This window comes from Bradyrhizobium sp. STM 3557 (assembly GCF_045571465.1).
GTDB lineage: Bacteria > Pseudomonadota > Alphaproteobacteria > Rhizobiales > Xanthobacteraceae > Bradyrhizobium.
Window position 1 is genome coordinate 5407573 of record NZ_CP120697.1, and the last position, 18811, is coordinate 5426383.

Consider the following 18811-nt stretch of genomic DNA (forward strand, 5'->3'; position numbering starts at 1 on the left):
CGAAAACACGAGGCAGCCGCTCCTCCATGCGCAGCATTCGGGCCGGCGCTGATCTGATCGGGCTGCGCCGAAATAGGCATCTCTAGCCCTCCTTCGCGCGTCGAGGCCGATCGCCGAGACGGTCGATCACCATCTTCGGGACGATCAGGCCAAAGCTCATGGCCAGTATGATGGCGGTGGCGATGACACCGTCGGCAATGGTCGATCCCAGAAGCTCGGGTCTTACTTGCGCGGTATCCGCGATCTGCAGCAGCCCGCTCACCATCCTGAAAACGTAAACGCCGGGGATCATCGACACCACCGCGGCAAAGCCGATGGCCGCAAACGGGATATGTGTTCGTCGCGACACCGGCGTGAGCAATAGCCCGACGACGAGACAGGCCATCAAGGCACTCGTGGCGGCGCCGAGGCCGAACTGATTGATGCAAGCCCAGCGCACGGCATGCGCCAGCATGCCGACGGCAACCGGCCACGGCAGCATGTTCAGCGGGGTCGAGAAGAAGACGCTGTAGCAGGCCACCGCAACGCCCGCGGCAACGACGTCCAGCCAAAGCGGCACGGCCGGTCCCGCCGGATCGATCGGCAGCGACTGCTGAAACAGCGCGAGCCCCACGAGCAGTCCGATCGAGATCGCCATGATCACAAGGCCGGCATAGATCAGGCGAGCCGAACCGAGATGGATTCGGCCATTCATCAGGTCGAGCATGCCGTTGAGAATGTGCGGACCCGGAACCAGCACCATGCAGGGGCACACCACCACCAGCCGCAGCGCCGTGCTCAGCTGATAGTGCACGGCGAGTCCGCCGAGGGCACCTGCAAGCAGGGCCGCGCAGAACGGCTGGGTGAAGATGTTCGCGCTCACTTTGGCGATGGCGCGGCGGAGCAGCCCGCCTGCCCCCGCGCTTACGAAGATGATCAGCGCGGCTGGCAGATGCTGGATGCCGAAGATGATCGCGAGCGCCAGCGCGCCGATCGCCGCCGCCAGGGCAAACAGCCACGTCGGCGCCGGCGGCGCCTTGGCGATGACATCGATCCGATTTCCCGCCTCCTCGAGCGAAAGCCGGCCCGCCTCGATCTCCGTCAGCGCCTGCATCGCGGACACGACCCGGTCCATGTCGACCCCGCTCGGATCGGCGGCGACATTACAGACCGCCATCAGCCGGTCGCCGCGCACACGCAATTGCAATTCGCCCCAGCGCGGCAACAGCTCGGCAGCAAGACCAAGCTTGCTGGTGAGCCGCCGGATCGCAGCGACGACCTGCTCCGTTGCCTGCCCGTTGACGTAAAGAACCTTTGCGAATGAAAGGATCAGCTCAAGACGCTCTTCGCCAGTCATGGCCCATTCCCCGGGAGACACGCACACCAGCTGCCCTCGTGCACGGGCCTGCCAATACCGTCGATGTGCCAATGATCTTGGCACTGACGCGGAGAATTCGCCCGTTATGCGTTGTTATAAACTATTGCGCGCCAACGGCTGTTCGACGCGTGACCGGCCAAAAAAAATCAAAAGGGGCCTTTGGAAACGGCCGCGACGTTCCCAGCTGTCGTGGTTGCATGCTCGCTTTGGGGTTTGCATCCGATCAATCCTTGATGCCCAAGCAACCGGCGTGGACGCGCAAAATCCGGGATGAACGCGCGCCCGCGTGACTGCCTCAACATCCCCGGCAGATGGTGAGCTTGCGATCGACGGCGGCGCTTTCCGCGTCGATCTGGTCGATCTTGCTTGCCTCGCCCACCGTCACGTCTTTCGGGCGCGGCTGGCGATGGCCGATCGGCGTCGACATGCGCGGATCGTAGGGCTCCGACTGCGCCGCCATGCCGACCGTCGAGAGCTGCGGAATCGGCGGATTGGTCTGCGCCACGACGGTGCGCATGTTCATCAGGGCCGCCAGCACAAAGGTCTTGATCACGTGATGACTATTCATGAGTGAATCTCCTGGTTCGACAGCGACCTGTCGCGAAGGGCGGCCCATCAATGCCTGCCGCCCTCCGCCGAGCGTGCCTGCCGCGGGCCTCTACCTGCTGGCCACGCTGCGCCGCGGCGATTTCGCTTCGGCCTGTGTCACCGGCAGAAGCCGTGCCGGCGCGGCCTGCGAGCGCTGGTCGCGGTCGGCCTGCATCGCCATCGCCAGCAGCATCTGCCGATCCACCTTGCTCAGCGCGTTGCGCGGCATCTTGTCAATCACCATGATCGCCTCCGGCATCTTGTAGGCCGCAAGCCGCTGCGAGAGCCGGCCGACCAGCTCGGGCATGACAGCGTCACCCGCCGCGGTGCCTGCGAGGGTCGCGAAGGCGAATACCCGCTGGCCGAGCACCTCGTCGGGCAGGCCCACCACCGCGGCCTGCGCGACCGCGGGATGCGCGGCGATGATCGCCTCCTCGATCTCGATCGGCGAGATATTGGTGCCGCCGCGAATGATGATGTCCTTCTTGCGCGCAACGAACCAGATCTCGTCGCCCTCGCCCCGCCGCACCAGGTCGCCGGTGTGATACCAGCCGTCGCGCAGCGCCGCCGCGGTCGCCTTGTCATCGTTCCAGTAGCCGACAAACAGATTGTCGCCGGCGATCAGCATCTCGCCGACCTCGCCGTCGGCGACATCATTGCCCGCGTCATCGACGATGCGGACCTGCGCGCCCGGGACCACGCGCATCACCTGGCCGGGACGCAGCCCGAACGTCAACTGGCCAATCACCTCGCTCGCCCCCCAGAGGTTGTAGAGCGGCGCGCCGAACAGCGACGTCACCTGCTCCTGCAAGGCGACCGGACAGGTATCGCCGCCGGTGAGGCTGTAGCGCAGCGCGCCGAGATTGCGCTGCCGCTTCTGCTGGGCCTCGGCCATCGCCGCATATTGGGCTGGAAAGCCGATATGCACCGTCGTCGCGTGACGCTCCATGGCATCGAGCACCTTGTCCGCCTCGAAGCCCTCGAGCAGGATGAAGGGCAAGCCCAGCTGCAGGAAGCACACCGTGCAGAACAGGCCGCTCATATGCGCCAGCGCCAACGGCACCGCCACGACATCGCGTTCACTGAGGTCCCAGTGGTCGCGCGTCAGGGCCACCGAAGCGGCGAGCGTCGCCTGGGTATGCGTCACGAATTTCGGCTGGCCGGTCGTACCTGATGTCGTGATCAGCACGCACGGCTCATCCGCAACCGGCGGGAACATCACCGCATCCTGACTGCCGGTGAACAGGGCCTCCCAAGGCTGGAAGCCGCCATCGCCGGCGGCGCCGAGGACGAAGCGCTGCGACGCCGGCAGCAGCGCGGCATCCACCGCCGCGACATTGCCGTACAGCCCGGCCTCACCGAGATACAGCGCGGGCTCCAGCCGCCGCAGGATCGGCCCGAGTTCTGCGAAGGTGAAAGCGGTGCGCAGCGGCGCGGCGATCGCACCCAGCCGGAAGCAGGCGTGATAGGCCACGACGAATTCGGGCCGGTTCATCATGTGGATGGCGACGCGGTCGCCTGGCCCGACGCCCTGCGCGGCCATCGCCCGTGCAAGCCGATCGGTTTCGCGCGCGAGCTTCTGATAGGTCCACACGACATCGTGAAAAATGAATGCCGTATCTTGCGGCCGAGCCTGTGCCTTCTGGATCAGGGCATCGTTCGGAGTGAGGGTCATCGCTGGTCTCCCTTGTGACGGTGCCGTTTTGAGCGGCCTCGGCTACAGGGAAATTTCACAGCGGGAGTAATTGGTTGCCGCTGTAAGGCAGGGCCAAAGATGTGGCGGAGCGCATGAAATGTCCGCGAAATCGCCTCATCATGGCATGATATATGTCATGCAATCAGAGCGAGCGATCACCCATTTGGGCCGCTGGGCACACCAGGCTCATCGTTTGTTCGCCTCGAGAACCGTCAGCGCTTTTGTCATCGCATCCGTCTTCGCCGACCGATTGCCGGGAACGGCTTGCCGCCGCTGGCCGGGATCATCGAAGTCATGCGTTGCGCCCGGATACAGCGTCACATCGATCGCCGCTCCTGCGGCCCGCGAGCGATCGGCGACCTCAAGGCAGCGGACCGGCGAGACTTCCTCATCGTCTTCGGCGAGGAACATCGCGATCGGCGCCCCGCTGTGGATGACGGGCTTCAGGAGCGCGGCAGGCCCGCAGCCCGGATAAAAGGCCAGCGCTGCGCGGAAGCCTGGCCGCTGCCCTTCGCTGCCCGCGCGGTCGATCCCTTGGCGGATCATCACGTTCAGCGCGGTCGATCCGCCGTTCGACCAGCCCTGCAGGAAGATGCGGTCGGGCAGGACATCGCTGCGGCTTCGCAAGTAGGCCAGCGCTCCCTGGGTATCGAGCGGCCGCACCGTCAATTCGTTCACGTCGTCGCGCTCGACATCATCATGCGAGAACCGCCCGAAGCCATGCGCCTTGCCGCGCGGACCAAAGCTGTCGGGAAGCAGGGCAAGGACGCCATGGTCCGCCCAATATTGCCCCCACATCGCATGCCGCTTGGACAGCGTGCCCGCATTGCAGGGCGACGGCACGGCCTTCGCAACCAGGGTGCAATCGGCGTTGTCATTGATCGAGTAAGGACCTGCCCGGCCGTGGAGGAGCACGATGGCCGGGTAAGGTCCGGGACCTCTGGGCTTGAAGAGATAGCCCACGATTGTGGTCTTCTGATCGAGGCTGTCGAAATAGACCGTGTCCGGCTGCGCCCTGGCGGGAGCCGTCAAGGCCAGCAGCCCAATGACAGGGAACGAGATTGCAATGAGTCTCGATTGCAGCCTCGAAACCGTGTTGACGAGAAGAGATCGCAAGGAGCTGCCCATGGTCTGCACTCACCTGAAACTCAGTCGGGCCCGAGGGAGAACGGGTTCAAAGATTGCGGGATGTTGGAAAGCACGCGCGGCGCTCGAGAAGGCACTCGCGCAGGACCGCGCCACGCGATTATCATCCGCGCGGAGGTACTCTTCATGCGCAGATGCGATGTCGTCGTCGTCGGGCTTGGCTTGATGGGCAGTGCCGCCCTTGACGCGCTGCTGAGTGCAGGCGTCGATGCGATCGGATTCGATCCGCTTGGTCCCGCCTCAGATCGTGGCTCCTCGCACGGCTCCTGCCGCATCTTCCGGCGTTTCAACTTCGAGAACGACAATTATACCGGGCTCAGCGACGAGGCGCATGCGGGCTGGACGCGCCTGGAAGCCTCCTCCGGCGAATCCATTCTCGTCCCCTGCCCTGTGCTGGAGGCGGGTTTGCCGGGTTCAGCCGCGGTGGCAGCCTCGCACGCTGCGGCGATCGCGAACGGACGCCCCGATCCCACGCGGTCGGCCGCGGAGATCAACGATCAATTCCCGGCCTTCGCTCTGCCCGCCGACTGGGACGCGGTGGTGCAGGACGGCGGCGCCATCCTGAAGGCCGAACTCGCCTTGCGGATCATGCGGGCGCGCGCCGGCGAGCGGGTGATCGCGGAAGCCGCGCGGATCGACCCGCGTTCCGCTGGCGTCCTGGTGCGCAGCAGATCCGAAGACGTGCTTGCTCAACGCGTCATTCTCGCGCTCGGTCCCTGGCTCAGCCGCGCGCTGCCGGAGATTGGCTCCGTGCTGAACGTGACCCGCCAGGCGGTCGGCTGGTTCAGGCCTGCCCGGCCCGAGACGGTGCTCCCAGGCCAATTCCCGATCTTCATCCTCGATCTCGGCATCGACAACACCGTCTACGGCTTTCCGGATTTCGAGCAGCGCGGCGTCAAGGCGGCGCCGCACAATCATGGGCGGACCGTTGATGCCGACGACTGGGAGCCGCCGGCCACCGACGCCGAGCTCGCGACGACAGCGGATGCCCTGGCGAGATTCATCCCTGGTGCCGCCGGGCCGATCCTCGAACGCGACGTCTGCCTCTACACCAACACGCTGCCGGCCGACCGCCGGCCCGACAGCGGCGCGGAGTTCATCATCGATCGCTGGCGCGATCCGCGGCTGATCATCGCCTCGCCCTGCTCCGGTCACGGCGCCAAATTCGCGCCCGCCATCGGCGCAAGGCTTGCCCGTCTCGCGACCGATCCGAACTACGAGGTCGAGCCGTTCTTCCAGCTCTCGCGCTATTCGGCGTTCGCGTGAGTGCAGCCGCGGCGGCGGTTGGCCGCGCGCTATCAGCTCCACGCCTGCTGGCGCGCAACGAAGCGGCCGCGACTGCCTCAAGGCTTCTGGACGGCCGCAACGAGCTCGGCCTTGCGCCGCGCCGTCTCCAACCCGAGCGCGATGAAGCGGCGGGCATGGCGGGCCAGGTCCATGTTGTCGGTCCACAGATTGCGCCAGATGGCGGTCTTTCTCGACAGGTTCTCGTCGACGATCTCGGAGGAAAAGGATTCGAAGGTGAGGTCGTCGGCGTAGCCGATCGCCGTGAGCGCGTCGAACACCGCCGCAAAATCGATGCTGCCGGTGCCAAGATAGCCGCGATGGCTCTCGCCGATATGCACATAGCCGATCTTGTTCGCGGCGTGGCGGATGGCCAAACCGACATCGGCCTCCTCGATGTTCATGTGGAACGTGTCGAGATGCAGGAAGATGTTGTCGGAGCCGGTGTCCGCGATGAAGGCCAGTCCTTGCGCGGCGGTGTTGAGCAAATTGCTCTCGAAGCGGTTGACGATCTCCAGATTGAGCGTGACGCCGGCGGCCTTGGCGGTTTCCGCGACCTCAGCGAGCGTTGCGGCACTGCGATTCCATTGATCGCGGCTGGGAGCCTCGGTCTGCAGTCCATGGCCTGCCGACAGGATGCCGCCGATCTTCCGGCCGCCCAGATCGCGCGTGAGCGCGATTGTTCTATTCAGGATGTCGATGCCGCGATTGGCGATGGCTTTATCGGAGCTGGAGATGTCGCCCTCGGCGGGCAGACCGATGCTGATCGCGACCCCAAGCTCCATATCGGCAATGCGCTTTGCCAACCGGTCGATGTCGACATTGGCCGGATCGAGATAGGAGAACTCGATCAGATCGAAGCCGGCCTCCTTGGTGTTCGCCAGCGTGCGTTCCAGATCGGCTTGCGCCGAGCTCGCCGACCATACGAACGAGTGGATTCCAGTGCGCGCCATGATCATCTCCTTCTGCCGGTCGATGCGGCCGGGCGAGCCCGGCCGCATCAGCTGTCAGCGGACCGCCGTCCAGCCCTTGTAGTCCTTCAGGTTCTCAGCCGTGATCAGCTTGGGGTCGAGCAGCACGGTCGGCTCGGCCGGCTTCTTGCCGGCGAGCACCTCTGCGGCCATCTGCAGCGACTGGCCCGCCATGACGTAAGGATCCTGCGAGGCGGACGCCTTGATCAGCGAATTGCCGGAGGCGAATTCCTTCTCGATGTCGGGCGCGCCATCGACCGCGGTGATGATGAACTCCGAACGATTGAGCTGCCTGGCCGCGAGCTGGGCGCCGATCGCCGTCGGGTCGTTGATCGCGAACACGGCGTCGATCTTGTCGAACCGAGTCAGCAGCGATTGGAACACTTTCAGGCCGCCATCGCGCGAGCCTTCGGCATTCTGATCGTCGGAGAGGAGCTTGATCTCCGGATGCTTGGCAAGCACGTCCTTGCAGCCCTTGACGCGCTCCAGGATCGACGACGACGCCGGACCGTTGAGGATGACGTAGTTGCCCTTTCCGCCAGTGTGATCGACCAGGTATTGGCAGGCCTCCTCGCCGGCCTTGACGTTGTTCGTCATCACGGTGACGTCGGCACCCGGCGCGGACACGTCGAAGGCCGCGACCACGATTCCGGCCGCCTGCGCCTTCTTCACCGCCGGCGCAATCGCCTTGGCGTCCACGGCGTTGAGCATGATCACGTCGACGCCTGCGGCAATGAAGGAATCGACCTGCGACACCTGCTTGTTGAGGTCGTAGTCCGCCGACACCGAGGTGACCTGGACCTTCGGATTGATCTTCTTGGCCGCGTCCTCGATGCCCTTGATGGTGGCGACGAAGAAGGGATTGCCGAGCAGGCCGACCGAGATGCCAACCTTGTTCAGCTCCTTGGCCGACGCCGGCGCGATGGCGAGGGCCGCGAGAGCGGCGCCGCAGAGCAGTTTGGCGATAGTCTTCATTGCGTTGCTTCCTCCGTTTTGCCCCGTGCCTCTCACGGCGCGTCTTGTGAGCCGGTCTATTGCCGGCGATTAAGGCCACTCACGTCCTTGCTCCTGCCTGGAGCCTGTAGCGGTCGAGGGCGACCGCGATGATGATGACCAGTCCCTTGATGATGTACTGCCAGATGTCGGAGACGCCGGCCAGGATGAGGCCGTTGGAGAGCACCGCGATGATCAGGCCGCCGATCAGCGTGCCCCAGATCGAGCCGATGCCGCCGACGAAGCTGGTGCCGCCGAGAATGACGGCAGCGATCGCGTCGAGCTCGTAGGACTGTCCGAGCTGCAAGCCGTTGGCGGCGTAGAGTCTGGCCGCCGACATGGCCCCGCCGAGGCCGGCCAGCAGGCCGGACACGCCGTAGACGAAGATCAGCACCAGGGGCACCTTGATCCCGGTGAGACGCGCGGCCTCGGCATTGCCGCCGACGGCATAGATCCAGGTGCCCAGCACGGTGCGCTTGAGCACCACCCAGGACAGGACCACGACCGTCAGCGCGATGATGACGAGCCAGGGGATGCCGAACAGCGACCCGTTGCCGATGAAGGCGAACGGCAGGTCGGAGTTGAACACCGTCGTGTCCTTGCCGAGCAGACGGGCGATGCCGCGCACCGCGGTCAGCGACCCCAGCGTGACGATGAAAGGCGGAAGGCGGATGTAGGCGACGAGCAGCCCGTTGATCAGGCCGAAGCCGAGCCCGACCAGAATGGCCACGGGCACGCCGAGCATGCCCCAATCCGGTATCTGCGACACCAACACCGCCATCATGGCAGAGGCTGCCAGGATGGAGCCGACCGACAGATCGATGCCGCCGGTCAGAATGACGAAGGTCATACCCGCCGCCAGCACGATGTTGATCGACGATTGCTGCGTGACGATGAGCAGGTTGGTTCCGGTCAGGAAGCGCGGGTTGATGAACTGGAACACTGCAGCCAAGAGCACCAGCACCGGCAGCATCCCGAGCGCAGCGACAGCCGTGCGCCAGCGCCGGCTGCTCACGGCCGCCTGATCTGTCGTGCCCGCCATCCCGATTGCCCTATCGGTCATCGCTGATCCGCTCCCGTTGCAAGCTCCATGATCGCCTCCTGGCTGAGCGGCTTGCCCGCACTTGCCACGACCTCGCCGGCAATGGTGCCCCCGCGCATCACCAGCACGCGATCGGCAATGCCGACCACTTCCGGCAACTCACTGGAGATCATCAGGATGGCGATGCCCTTTTTCGCCAGGCCGTCGATCAGCCGGTAGATTTCCGACTTCGCCCCGACATCGACGCCGCGGGTCGGCTCGTCGAGAATGACGACCCTTGGCTCGGTCTCCAGCAGACGGGCGAGCAGCACCTTCTGCTGATTGCCCCCGGAGAGCGAGCCGGCGTTGATCTGCGCCGAGCGGGCCCGGATGGAGAGGTCGGCCATCGCCTTTGCCGCACGCCGGTTGGCGGCGGCGAAATCGCGCAAGCCTCCGGCTCGCGCGTCCCTTGCCAGCACCCCCATGTTGATATTGTCGGAGATCAACATGTCGAGGAACAGACCGAGCTCCTTGCGGTCCTCCGTGAGATAGGCGATGCCGGCATCGAGCGCCTCGCGCGGCGAGCCGATCGAGACCGGCTTGCCGTCCAGCTCCAGCGTGCCGGCCACATGCCGATCGGCGCCGAAGATCAGCCGTGCCAGCTCGGTTCGCCCGGAGCCGACCAGGCCCGCAAGCGCCAGCACCTCGCCCTCATGGAGGTCGAACGAGCAGTTCTTCACGAGGTGGCCGTCGGACATGCCGCGCACCGAGAGCGCGATGGCGCGCTTGCTGTCCGGCGGGCGATGTTCCTTCTTGTAGAACGAAGAGAGGTCGCGGCCGACCATCATCGAGACGAGGCGCGAAGCGCTGAGCTCGGAGCGTTCGAGCGTCCCGACATAGCCGCTGTCGCGCAGCACGCTGACGCGGTCGGCAATCTGGTAGACCTCCTCCATGCGATGGCTGATGTAGATGATGGCGATCCCGTGCGACTTCAGCGTCGCAATGACCTCGAACAACCGGTCCGTCTCTCGCGAGGTCAGCGACGTCGTCGGCTCGTCCATGACGATGATCCGCGCGCTGGCCGACAACGCCCGGGCGATCTCAACGAGCTGACGTTCGCCGAGCGAGAGGCTGGCGACCTGAGCGCGCGCCGAAAACGAGACGCCGAGCCGTGCGAGGATCTCCCCGGCCCGCCGGTTGCACTGATCGAGATCGACCATACCGAAGCGCCTGGGTTCGTTGCCCAGGAAGATGTTCTGCGCGGCCGTCAGGTTGGGCGCCAGCGACAGCTCCTGGTAGATGACCGCGATGCCGTGTGCGCGGGCCTTGATCGGATCGCCTGTCGCGACGGGCGTGCCGTCGATCAGGATCTCGCCGCCGGGGTCCGGCCAATAGGCGCCGGACAACACCTTCATCAATGTCGACTTGCCGGCGCCGTTCTCGCCCATCAGCGCATGCAATTCGCCGGCATGCACGGTGAGCGACACGTCGTGCAATGCGCGGGTCGCACCGAAGGTCTTGGAGATGTGGCGCATCTCCAGCAATGGGCGAGGCCCGGCCTCGATTTGAACAGCGGCGCTCACCGAGCGCCTCCCACTGCCTTGCCAGGAGCGCCCCGTTCAGAGGTCGTCCCTCGCCAGTCGTCTCGATAGCCGTCTAGCCCCGTAAAGCGCGCGGCACGCACTGGCTCCGGCGCCTCGGCGGCAAAAGCGCGTCCGACACTCTCAAAGGCGAGAGCGGCCGCGCCCGTGGCACTGCCTTCCAGCGTCGCGCCTTGCATGAAGGCCTGGCCGGGACGCAGGGCCGCAACGAGGCTGGCGAGCAAGCCGCCAGTGTTCAGCCCGCCGTCAATGATCACGGTGTTGCTGGAGCGAATGAGATCGAGCGAAAGATCGATCATCAGCGCGACGTAGAGGAGCGCCACGGCCGCCCGCTCCTCGGCGGCGGGCGAGCGCCCGATGAGTTCGCCGCGGCGATGAGGCATCGGGCCGCCCGGCGCAAAGCTCGGCAGCGCCATCATGCCGGCGTCGATCACCCGCTGAATTGCATCGGGTGAGATCACGCCCTGCCAGTCGCCGCTGATGGCTGCAAATTCGCGCCCACCCATGAAACGGATGGTCGGCACCGGGCCGCCGTCGACATCGACATTGACCAGCATGTCGCGATTGCTGTCGAGTGCATCCAGCGGGCAATCCGGATTGAGCACGACGACCCAGGTGCCGGTCGACACAACGGTCAGCGATCCAAGCTGCTGCCGGCGATAGGCATAGAGCGCCGCATTGCTGTCATGAACGCCGTTGTGGATCGCGATCGGCTGCGACGCCCTGCCGAAGCGTTGCTCGCCGATGACTGCTCCCGCCCGGGCGAAGGGAGGCATCTGCCGGCGCCAGCCTTCCGTGTCCACCAGGGAGGAAAAGTCCCGGTTGCGGGGCGCCCACAGATGCGAGTGGCAGCCAAGATACGACATCTCCGAAACCGGGCGGCCACCGAACCGCCAGCTCCAATATTGCGGATAGCCAAGGATGAATGTCGCGGCAGCAAAGGCGTTCGGATCCACCGCCTTCAGCCACAGCATGTGGCGACCAACATTGAAGCCGAGCGGCAGGCGCGGCGAGAACGTCTCGGTGAAATCCGGAAGGCGACGATCGATTTGCGCGGCAATGTCGGCCGGAGGTTCCTGTTCGTAGTCGAGGATGGGATGCGTCAGGCCGTTGTCACCAACCAAAGCGAAGGTGCAGCCATGGCCTGAGACCATCAACCCTTCCACGCCATGACGCTGGACAGCATCGGTGGCGACGCTGACCGCCCACGCGTAGAGCGAGGCTTCGTCGAGAATGCTAAAGTCGCCCTTGCGTTTCCAGTTGGGCTTGCTGCGGTGTTCGTCGATGATACGCCCGTCCTGAGCGAAGACGAACAGCTTCGAATTGGTCTTGCCGAAATCGAGCACCGCGAGCTTCATTGGACTGCCCTCGCGCCCGTGGCGACCCGCACCATCACACCCGCATCCTCCAGCATGCGCGCGTCAGCGTCGGAAAGGCCGTCGTCGGTCACCAACGTGCCGATCCGCGACAACGGCAAGGCAATGTTGCGGGCATGGATCGACAGTTTGCGGCTGTCCGCCAGCACAACGATCTGGTCGGCGCAGAGGCTGAGATCACCGATGGAGCGAACCAGCAGCGGGTGCGATTCCAGCACGCCGTCGCGGCTGAGGCCCTGGGCGCCAAGAAAGAATTTGGCGGCGTAGAACAGCGGTGCCTGCATGGGCGAATAGATGATGCCGGGTTCGCGGTGCAGGTCACCTCCGGCGATGGTCAGGCTGCAATGGCCATGGTCGCTGAGATAGGCTGCGAGCGGCATCGAGTTGGTGAACAGGCGGATGTTGCGGTCGGCGAGCTTGACGCCGAGATGGAAGCAGGTCGAGCCGCCATGCACGATGACCGCATCGCCGTCGCGCACCATCGTCGCGGCGACAGCGGCGATCTGCCGCTTGGCCTCCACCGCAAGGTCGCGGTTCTCGTCATACGTCCTGGCATAGGCGATGCGGGCCTGCGAGGCGCCATCGAGCGCCGAGATCCCGCCATAGACCTTCCGGGCCGCACCGGCCTCGTCGATCTTGTCAATATCGCGCCTGACCGTCGCAGCAGAGACCCCGAGCCGCTCCTGCAGCTCGCGCACCGAGGCGAACGAGCGATCCCGCAATAGCTCGACGATCTGTCGCTGACGACCGGAGTCGCTCAAGCGTGTCCCTCCCGAATGTCATTCTGTGATGACGTTGATGCAACCTACTCAACCGGCCCGCGATTGCAAGGACAACTTGACTGAACTGGATCATCGCTGACGGAAGTTGATCGCACCCGCGAGCGACACCCTCAATTGCAGGCGGCGGCGGTCAAACAGCCGGGCTGCGCCGTAACGTCGCCCGCGCGCAGTTACGCGGCAAGACGCCAGCCCGGCCTTGCGACCGCGCTCGCGAGCTGACAGGGCAATGATATCAGGAACTGTGAGTGGTTTTGGAGGTACCGCGTATCTCGCGTCTTCGCTGCATCATCTCCCTGCGCAGCTGGCCGCGGTTTTGCTCCGGCTGCGCTGCCACGGGATTGGTTTCGGAACCTGCGATCGCGGCGGCGAGGCCGCCCAGCGTTGGAAACTGGAAGACCCGGACGACGGACATCTTGATGCCGAACTCGGTGCGGATTCTCTCGACGACCCGGACCATCATCAGCGAATTCGCACCCAGATCGAAGAAGTTGTCGTCGATCCCGATCTCGCTCAATCCCAGCAGTTCCTGGAAGATCGCCGCAAGCTTGCGCTCCACATCAGTGGCAGGCGGAACAAACGGCGTGGCGGTCTCGTGGCGCGCACCGTCCGGCGCAGGCAAGGCCTGACGGTCGAGCTTGCCGTTGGGCGTCAGCGGCAGCGCCTCCAGCGTCACGAATGCCGAGGGCACCATGTGCTCCGGCAGAGTGCTGCGCAAATGTTGTCGCAGGGCAGGCACAAGATTGCTTCCCGCGGCAGCTCGGGATGCCGGCCGATTGGCGTAGGTGGATATATCAGCAACGGCGAGATCACTGTCCATCACTGCAATTTCTGTCGGAGCGTTCGCAGGCTCTGCCGCGTTTCGAAGCCTGAAGACGGCATCGAAATATCCCGGCCCTGCGGCAGACCATTCGATGGCCACCTCGTAATTCGCATCCAGCGCCCGCACGTCTTCGGGATCAATCCCCGAGGGGCCCACAGCCACCTCACCCAGCCGGTCGGCGGGAGAGCGTGCCTTCAGTACGCGTAGTGCAGCCAGCGGCGCTGAGACCCTCAAATTAGGGATTGCGGTGATACGGAGCGAGCCTGGTCCGGACCGCACCATCGTCTTCAGGGCGTCGAGCGTGCAGGGCTCGGGGGCTTTGCTGGTCTCGGCGACATCTGGCAATCGCGGCATCCCGCCACGTTTGCGGATCACCACGTCGTAGCGGAAGCGAGTCATCTCGCTGGGCTCGCGACCCAGCTTGAGTTCGACCTGCACGTCCTCGACCTCGGGAAGCCGCTGCCGGAGCGATAGGAACAGGTCGGGGTCCAGCACCAATTCCGGCTCCTCGTCGAGCCGCTTTCTCAGCCGGGCCTGGAGTTCGCCCGCCGGCGTATCGGACGTGGCATTCTGCAATTCGATCTCAGAGAGCATCACCTCCAGCAGCGCCCGGTGGCGTACGTCACCGACAAAAATCGCACCACCCGGAGCCAGCCTATCGATGGCTGCCGTCAGCACGTCCATGAGATACGCCACGCTCGGAAAGTATTGGGCGACCGAATTGATGACGATCGTGTCGAAGGGCCCTCCCTCAAGAGTGGCAAGCGTGTCGGCGGCCCTCTGCTCGAGAACCACGCCGCCCAGGCCTCGCCGATCGGCTTCAGCCTTCACCTGCGCCAGAACAGATGCCGACAGATCGACGCCATGATACAGCTCGCAAGCAGGCGCGATGCGGAAGAGAATCATGCCGGTCCCGCAGCCGAGCTCGAGCACCCGGCGGGGCCGCAGCCGCTGAATCCGCTCGATCGTACACGCGATCCATTCGCGCATCTGCGCTTCGGGAATGAGATCGCCCGTGTAGCTGCTCCGCCAGCCAGCGGTCTCGGAGCCGCCGCCATGCTGATAAGTCTCGTCCCAGATCATGCCCCACTGCGCGGTTGTCGGGGCACTGCCCTTTGTCGGAGCGACGACGTAAGCAACGAGTTGCTGCGTGCCGGTCGCGTCCGGTCTCGCCACGACTGCGCTCTGTCGAACCGAGGGATGCCGGTTCAGTGCGGCCTCGATCTCGCCCGGCTCGATCCGGTAACCGCGGATCTTCACTTGATGGTCGAGACGTCCGAGGTAGGCGAGCGTGCCATCGGGCAGCCATTGCGCGAGATCGCCAGTGCGGTAAAGGCGAGCGCCAGAATCGCCAAAGGGGTCTGGGACAAAGCGCTCTTCGGTGAGCTCGGGTCGTTCCAGATAGCCTCTCGCCACGCCGGCGCCACCAATCAGGATTTCGCCGGGGACGCCGACCGGCAGCGGCCGCAGCAATCGATCGACGACATAGACCCTGGTATTCGCAATCGGCTTTCCGATCGTGATCGGGTCGTCAGCGCCACCCACCCGGCTGGTGGTTGACCATATGCAGGTCTCGGTGGGCCCGTACATGTTGCGGATGTCGCCCTGATAGCTTTTTCGCAATCGCTCGAGCAAGGTCCGCGGCAGCGGCTCGCCGCCAAGGAGCAGCATGCGCAGCGAGTTTAACGCATCGAGCGAGGCCTCGTCCGAAACCAGAATGCTTGCCAGGGACGGCGTGGCCTGAAGGTGAGACACGCTATGGCGACGAATCTGCGAAGGAATGTCCTGAACCGGCTCGGTCGAGATCGCCGCTTGGGCCGGATTGGCCATGCGGCGCAATTCGTCCAGATAAGGAAGGCTGGCCAGCACCTCGTCGGCCGCGACGCCGAAATCGATCAAGCAGGCGATCTCATCGACGCCGATTTGCTTCAGCTTGTTGATTGTCGCCAGGCACGAGGTAGGAGAGCCGAACAAGCCTGCGGTCTTGAAGTATCGCTCGAACGCATGCTCCATGATGACGTCGAGCTCTTCGGCGTCCAGATCCGCGAGGCTCATGTGCGGTGCGACCGAGGCATCGCGATCACTGCCCTTGGCGAATGCGGTCAGCTCCCATCGCATCTTGAAAATCAGGTCGGTCGAGGTCTTGAGGTACTCCAGGAACGGAGCTCGCACCTTGCGCCGTACCTCCTCCACGTCGGGGCCCACGAAGGTGTGCAGCATGAGGGTGACCACGCCTGCCCCGTCGTGACCGGCGTCGGTCCAGGCCTTGCGGTAGATGGCGATGTTCTCGACGAGCTGCTCGGACTTCATCACCAGCAGGTTGGTCAGCACGTTGGCGCCGAGCCGTCCGGCAAGCGCGAAAGTGTCCGGGTGAGAGCTCGCAGTCACCCACATCTTGGGTTCGCGCTGCACCGGAGGCGGAAAGGTTTTCACTTCGACCGGCTGACCGTCGCCGCCGATGGCCTTGACCGACTCGCCGCGCCAGAGCGCCTTCACGGTTTCGATGCCGCTGGCCATCAGCTCACGGCGGTTCTTGTAATTGTCCGGCTGCAGCACGAAATCGCGCGCGTGCCAGCCGGACGCGAAGCTCAATCCGACGCGACCGTTGGACAAATTGTCCACGACCGACCATTCCTCCGCGACACGGATCGGATTGTGCAGCGGAAGCACCACGCTCCCGGCTCGGATGCCGATGCGCCGGGTCACCGCCGCGACGGCGGCGCCGGTCAGAGCGGCGTTCGGGTATAGGCCGCCGAAGGGATGGAAATGACGCTCCGGCGTCCACACTGCGGAGAAGCCGTGCTCATCGGCATATTTCGCGCCTTCCAGCAGCAGGCGGTACTTGCCGCCGGCACCCTCAACCGCATCGGCGGCAAAGTAGAACAGGCTGAAATCGATCGGCCTCGCGTCCACTGTCGTAGCCGCCCCGCGCGCCAGCCGCTCCGCCTCCTGCTGGATGACCACGGTGAAGCCGCGCGCCAACGTCCAGAACAGCTCCAACACTGAAATGTCGAAGGAGATGCTGGTGGTCGCGAGCCACACGCCGGCCTCCGTCCCCAAGACCTGGTCCATGGCCTCGAAGAAGCTGGTGACGTTGCGGTGTTCGAGCATCACCCCTTTGGGGCGGCCGGTGGAGCCGGACGTGAAGATGACATAGGCAAGGTGCTCGCCGCTCACGGCGACGCGCGGCCGATCCGCTTCCCGGACCTCTCCGCCCGTATCGACACACAGAGCATGGCTGTGAGGCGGCAGCGAGCCAGCCAGATTCGTGGTCGTGACCACCACGCGCGCGCGGGAGTCCTCGAGCATGAGCGCAATTCGCTCACTGGGGTACGAGGGATCCATCGGCACATAGGCCGCACCCGCCTTGAGGATGCCGAGCAGACCGACCAGCATCTCGGCCGACCGCTCGACATAAATGCCGACCATCTGGTCTGGTCCCGCGCCGTGAGCGATCAGCGCTCGCGCCACGTGGTTGGCACGCCGATCCAGTTCGCGGTAGGTGAGCGAGCGCCCGCCATCGACCAGCGCCACCTTGTCCGGCGTGCGATCGACCTGCGCCTCAAAGGCCTCGTGCACACAGTGCGGCCCCGGCAGCGGTCCGGCGGTATCGTTCCAAATTCGCAATATCGAATGAGCGTCCTGCGATGGCAGCCGTGGCAAGTCGCCGAGCCTGCTCTCCGGGTTGTCGGCGATCGCGACAAGAATGGCTTGCAGCAAGTCGGCAACGCGCTCGACCGCGGCCGGCGCAAAACAGCCGGTGTCGTAGGAGAGTTTGAACGTCAGTTGAGGGCCGTCATAGGCCATCACGTTGAAGGGAAAGTTGGTCTGGTCGTGGAGCTTGAAGTCGCGACGCTGCCATTCCTCGCCGAAGGATTTCAGGCGCGCGTCGTCGGTCTGGGAATTGAAGACGATGATGGACTCGAAGAGTGATTGCCCGCGAGGCACCTCACTGACCCGAAGGATATCGACCAGCGGCGTGTGTTCGAACCGGCGCAGCTCGACACGCTGCTCGCGCTGCTCGCGGCAAAGGTCGAGCGCCGACAGATCGGAAGGCAGCTTGATCCGCACCGGCACCGTATTGATGAACAACCCGATGACACGATCCGCGCCGTCGATCGACGATCGGCGGCAAGCCCTTGTTAGCCCATAGACGACATCATCCTGCGCCGAAAACGCCGCAAGGACGAGCGCCCAGGCGACCTCGACAAAGACGGACGTCCGCAGCGACTCCCGGCCGGCGAGATCATGCAGCCTGCCGGTATCGGCTGGCGACAACGCGAATTCCACCGTCGCATGACCCGCCGCGGCTCGCGCATCCGTGGCAGCCATTCGCAGCGCTTCGAGATTGCTCGGAGTCCGGAAGCCCGCCAGAGCGTTGCGCCAGTACGCCTCGGCGGCCCTTGCGTTTGCCGCCAAATGCCTTTGCAGCCAGGCGATATGCTCCTGGTATGCTGGGCGCGCCTGGAAGGACGGCGGCTCGCCGCGCGCCATCGCTGCATAGACGTCGAACACCTCCTTCACAACGGACGCATAACAGGAGTCCAGGATGGCATGCGAGTAGGTGAAGACAAGTTGGTGGCGGTCGGCGCCGAGACGCAGCAGCGTCACGCGCCAGAGCGGCGCAACGTCCAGCGCGAACGCTCGAGATCGATCTTCGGACAAGAATAGTTTCAGTGCCTCGGCCTGCTGCTGGGCCGTCATCTCCGACAGGTCGCGCGTCTCGAACGGAACCGCGATTTCGCTCAGGACCTCCTGCAGCGGCGCCTTCAGTCCTTCCCAACGAAAGCGGGTGCGCAGGATCGGATGTTGCCTCGCAACCCTGGCCCAGGCATCGGCGAGGCGATTTTCGTCGATCGGCTCGTTGAGCCGCACCTCGAGCTGCTCGACATCCACACCCCGCGTTCGAGCCTCGATATGATGAAACAGCATTCCTTGCTGGAGCGGCGAGAGCGGATAAACGTCCTGGACCATGGTACTCCCAAATCACTGCGAAGCGATCGCTCGGACTGCAAAATCCAGCTGATGCCGATCCGTCGGTGTTATAGTAACTGCGAAAAACCTGACTTTAGATCAGGCGCATTATAACTGGTATAGCCGATATGATCGGAAGCAATTTAAATAGCGATGCTTAATTCGCGCTCGAAAGCATCGTCTGCAAATTTACCCTACTGCA

General features: G+C 64.7%; 12 protein-coding genes. 1 reads left to right on the forward strand and 11 read right to left on the reverse strand.

What is annotated here, in order from left to right; genetic code table 11:
• Nucleotides 1-82: 82 nt before the first annotated feature.
• From P6U24_RS24850 to P6U24_RS24865, 4 genes are all read right to left on the reverse strand, one after another.
• Nucleotides 83-1336, reverse strand: a complete 1254-nt coding sequence (locus tag P6U24_RS24850) for a threonine/serine exporter ThrE family protein (protein ID WP_407155110.1) — start codon at nucleotides 1334-1336, stop codon at nucleotides 83-85.
• Nucleotides 1337-1652: 316 nt separating this feature from the next.
• Entirely contained in the window at nucleotides 1653-1925 is a 273-nt protein-coding gene (locus P6U24_RS24855) for a hypothetical protein (protein ID WP_407155111.1), read from the reverse strand.
• Nucleotides 1926-2015: 90 nt separating this feature from the next.
• The gene (locus P6U24_RS24860) at nucleotides 2016-3620 is read right to left on the reverse strand and encodes a class I adenylate-forming enzyme family protein (RefSeq protein WP_407155112.1); all 1605 of its coding nucleotides are present in this window, start codon (nucleotides 3618-3620) and stop codon (nucleotides 2016-2018) included.
• 207 nt (nucleotides 3621-3827) lie between these two features.
• On the reverse strand, nucleotides 3828-4769 hold the full coding sequence (locus P6U24_RS24865) for a dienelactone hydrolase family protein (protein ID WP_407155113.1): 942 nt from the start codon (nucleotides 4767-4769) through the stop codon (nucleotides 3828-3830).
• A gap of 144 nt (nucleotides 4770-4913) precedes the next feature.
• Here P6U24_RS24865 and P6U24_RS24870 point away from each other — a divergent pair, with 144 nt between their 5' ends.
• Entirely contained in the window at nucleotides 4914-6053 is a 1140-nt protein-coding gene (locus P6U24_RS24870; RefSeq protein WP_407155114.1) for an FAD-dependent oxidoreductase, read from the forward strand.
• Between the two features lie 77 nt (nucleotides 6054-6130).
• On the opposite strand, the gene P6U24_RS24875 is transcribed toward P6U24_RS24870, so the two are convergent.
• From P6U24_RS24875 to P6U24_RS24905, 7 genes are all read right to left on the reverse strand, one after another.
• Complete coding sequence (locus P6U24_RS24875; protein ID WP_407155115.1) at nucleotides 6131-7024, reverse strand: sugar phosphate isomerase/epimerase family protein; 894 nt, start codon at nucleotides 7022-7024, stop codon at nucleotides 6131-6133.
• Nucleotides 7025-7078: 54 nt separating this feature from the next.
• Nucleotides 7079-8017, reverse strand: a complete 939-nt coding sequence (locus P6U24_RS24880) for an ABC transporter substrate-binding protein (protein WP_407155116.1) — start codon at nucleotides 8015-8017, stop codon at nucleotides 7079-7081.
• A gap of 79 nt (nucleotides 8018-8096) precedes the next feature.
• Entirely contained in the window at nucleotides 8097-9098 is a 1002-nt protein-coding gene (locus tag P6U24_RS24885; protein ID WP_407155117.1) for an ABC transporter permease subunit, read from the reverse strand.
• A complete protein-coding gene (locus P6U24_RS24890; protein WP_407160572.1) occupies nucleotides 9095-10591 on the reverse strand; it encodes a sugar ABC transporter ATP-binding protein in 1497 nt (498 codons plus the stop codon). The genes P6U24_RS24885 and P6U24_RS24890 overlap by 4 nt, the downstream gene beginning before the upstream one ends.
• A 44-nt stretch (nucleotides 10592-10635) precedes the next feature.
• A complete protein-coding gene (locus P6U24_RS24895) occupies nucleotides 10636-12015 on the reverse strand; it encodes an FGGY-family carbohydrate kinase (protein WP_407155118.1) in 1380 nt (459 codons plus the stop codon).
• Nucleotides 12012-12794, reverse strand: a complete 783-nt coding sequence (locus tag P6U24_RS24900) for a DeoR/GlpR family DNA-binding transcription regulator (protein WP_407155119.1) — start codon at nucleotides 12792-12794, stop codon at nucleotides 12012-12014. The genes P6U24_RS24895 and P6U24_RS24900 overlap by 4 nt, the downstream gene beginning before the upstream one ends.
• A gap of 253 nt (nucleotides 12795-13047) precedes the next feature.
• Nucleotides 13048-18609: a MupA/Atu3671 family FMN-dependent luciferase-like monooxygenase gene (locus tag P6U24_RS24905; protein ID WP_407155120.1), complete on the reverse strand. Its 5562-nt coding sequence runs from the start codon at nucleotides 18607-18609 to the stop codon at nucleotides 13048-13050.
• Between the last annotated feature and the right edge of the window lie 202 nt (nucleotides 18610-18811).